Consider the following 3,240-nt stretch of genomic DNA (forward strand, 5'->3'; position numbering starts at 1 on the left):
AGATGTGTATAAGAGACAGAGCCAATTTGTGCAGGCCCGCTCAGAATCAAATACACCAAATACACCAGCCCTGAAAGAGATGGAAGGAGCCGGTTGAGCTCACCTGCTAAATCAAATACACTAATTACACCAAATACACTAGCCCTGAAATGGATGGAAGGAACGAAGGTGTGCAGGCCCGCTCAAAATCAAATACGCCAAATACACCAAATACACCAGCCCTGAAGGAGATGGAAGGAGTCGGTTGAGCTCACCGGTGCTGGTGTATTTGGTGTATTTGATTCTGAGCGGGCCTGCACAAATTGGCTCCTTCCATCCATTCTCATTTGAAAAGTTAGTATATTTGATGTGACTAGTAAACCTACAGAGGCGATTCGTGATTTTGCATTTGACGCTTCCAAAGGCACCGGTGCAGAGCAGAGGTACACCCTCCGGGAATGCTGAACTCATCAAAAGATCATACTGTTCGCTTAATTTTTCCTTTTCACACTTGGGGGACGACAAACGTAACAGTACATACAGACTGCCGTACTGGTTGGCAGAGTATGATCTGACATAATCTTCACGGCCAGGGCCTGCCTACGTCAATCTTTTTGTTAAATTGCGAGTCATTCTTGCATTCAATGGCAGAAAGGACTTTCACATCCTGGGCTAAAACCTGGGTTCAGCAATTATCTGCCGCAACCAGTGTGGCCTCGGTGGCACTATTTAGTATTGCGGGGGAGGCATAGTACCACCAGAGAGATTCTAGCAAAAACAGCGCGTAACTCATTCCATAAAAAGTATGCCGTCGATGAAAAAAGGCACGCCAGAATAGTCAGCGAACCTAAAAAGCTCTACAATTGGGTCACATTTCATAACATAGGACCTAGCCTCACCAATAGTGGAACTGAGCAGTGATACGTGGGTGGATGTTAATACAGCTGGTGCCTAAACCAATCGTCGCAAGATTATTGCCTAAGTAACAACAACAATGACCAGGACAACAACAGATCGCAGCCTAGCCTACGGCCTACTCGAGTCCGAAAAGTCAATTACAGCTAATATACCAACCCCTGAAACGAACCGAGGGAGCCATGAACGACTGGAACGGCTGAGTGATGCACATTTATCACCGTCATGATGATGGTACGTCACCTTTGAGCACAACATTTCACCAAATACACCAAGCCCTGAAGGGGACGAAAGCTTACTCGTCTCGTCGGTCTTGAATCAATTACACCAAATACACCAAATACACCAACATTTGAAACGGACGTAGAAAGCCGGGCTCATTTCGCCGCTTTAAATCAAATACACCAAGCTCTGAAAGGGACGAAGGAAACAGGGCTCATCTCGCCGACCTTAATTCAAATACACCAATAACACCAAATACACCAAGCTCTGAAAGGGACGAAGGCGGGCTCATCTCGCCGTCCTAAATCAAATACACCAAATACACCAAATACACCAACCGCTGAAAGGGACGAAGGAAACTGGGCTCATCCCTCCTACATACTTCAATCAAGTACACCAATTACACCAAATACGCCAAGCTCTGAAAGGGACGAAGGCGGGTTCATCTCGCCGTCCCCAATTCAAATACACCAAATACACCAAATACACCAAGCTCTGAAAGGGACGAAGGCAGGCTCATCTCTGAAAGGGACGAAGGAAACTGGGCTCATCTCTCCTACCTACCTTAAAATACGTCAAGCTCAGAAAGGGAAGAAGGAAACCGGTCTCGCCTTCCCGACCCTAAATCAAATACACCAATTACACCAAATACACCAAGCTCTGAAAAGGACGAGGGCGGGCTCATCTCGCCGTCCTAGATCAAATACACCAAATACACCAAATACGCCAACCTCTGAAAGGGATGAAAGAAACTGGGCTCATCTCTCCTACCTACCTTAAATCAAATACACCAATTACACCAAATACGCCAAGCTCTAAAAGGGACGAAGGCGGGTTCATCTCGCCGTCCTAAAACAAATACACCAAATACGCCAACCTCTGAAAGGGACGAAGGAAACTGGGCTCATCTCCTCGACCTTAAATCAAATACACCAATTACACCAAATACACCAGGCTCTGAAAGGGAAGAAGGAAACCGGTCTCGCCTTCCCGACCCTAAATCAAATACACCAATTACACCAAATACACCAAGCTCTGAAAAGAACGAAGGCGGTTTGATCTCGCCGTCCTAAACCAAATACACCAAATACACCAAATACGCCAAACTCTGAAAGGGACTAAGGAAACTGGGCTCATTTACCCGGCCTTAAATTAAATACACCAACTACACCAAATACACCAAGCTCTGAAAATGATGAAAGCGGGCTGATATTAAATACACCAATTACACCAAATACACCAAGCTCTGAAAAGAACGAAGGCGGGCTCATCTCGCCGTCCTAAATCAAATACACCAAATACACCAAATACGCCAACCTCTGAAAGAGACGAAGGAAACTGGGCTCATCTTTCCTACCTTGAATCAAATACACAAATTACACCAAATACACCAAGCCCTGAAGGGGACGAAAGCTGACTCGTCTCGCAGGTCTTTAATCAACTACACCAAATACACCAAATACACCAGCATCTGAAAGGAACGTAGAAAGCCGGGCTCATTTCGCCGCTTTAAATCAAATACACCAATTACACCAAATACACCAAGCTCTGAAAGGCAAGAAGGAAACTGGGTTCATCTTCCCGGCATTAAATCAAATACACCAATTACACCAAATACGCCAAGCTCTGAAAGGGACGAAGGCGGGTTCATCTCGCCGTCCTAAAACAAATACACCAAATACGCCAACCTCTGAAAGGGACGAAGGAAACTGGGCTCATCTCCTCGACCTTAAATCAAATACACCAATTACACCAGATACACCAGGCTCTGAAAGGGAAGAAGGAAACCGGTCTCGCCTTCCCGACCCTAAATCAAATACACCAATTGCACCAAATACGCCAACCTCTGAAAGGGAAGAAGGAAACTGGGCTCATCTCCTCGACCTTAAATCAAATACACCAATTACACCAAATACACCAAGCTCTGAAAAGGACGAGGGCGGGTTCATCTCGCCGTCCTAGATCAAATACACCAAATACACCAAATACGCCAACCTCTGAAAGGGACGAAGGAAACTGGGCTCATCTCTCCTACCTACCTTAAATCAAATACACCAATTACACCAAATACGCCAAGCTCTGAAAGGGACGAAGGCGGGTTCATCCTGTCTCTTATACACATCT

General features: G+C 45.7%; 1 protein-coding gene. It reads right to left on the reverse strand.

All coding sequences use genetic code 11. The annotated features are described in order from the left end of the window. Nucleotides 1-2,249: 2,249 nt before the first annotated feature. A complete protein-coding gene (locus B6S09_RS18505) occupies nucleotides 2,250-2,387 on the reverse strand; it encodes a hypothetical protein (protein ID WP_169713362.1) in 138 nt (45 codons plus the stop codon). Between the last annotated feature and the right edge of the window lie 853 nt (nucleotides 2,388-3,240).

Source organism: Oceanimonas baumannii (genome assembly GCF_002245495.1).
GTDB classification, from domain to species: Bacteria; Pseudomonadota; Gammaproteobacteria; order Enterobacterales; family Aeromonadaceae; genus Oceanimonas; species Oceanimonas baumannii.

What these genes read in the sequence shown, in the direction of transcription:
- B6S09_RS18505 (WP_169713362.1), bottom strand. Translation starts at nt 2,387, where the DNA reads ATGAGCCCGCCTTCGTTCTTTTCAGAGCTTGGTGTATTTGGTGTAATT.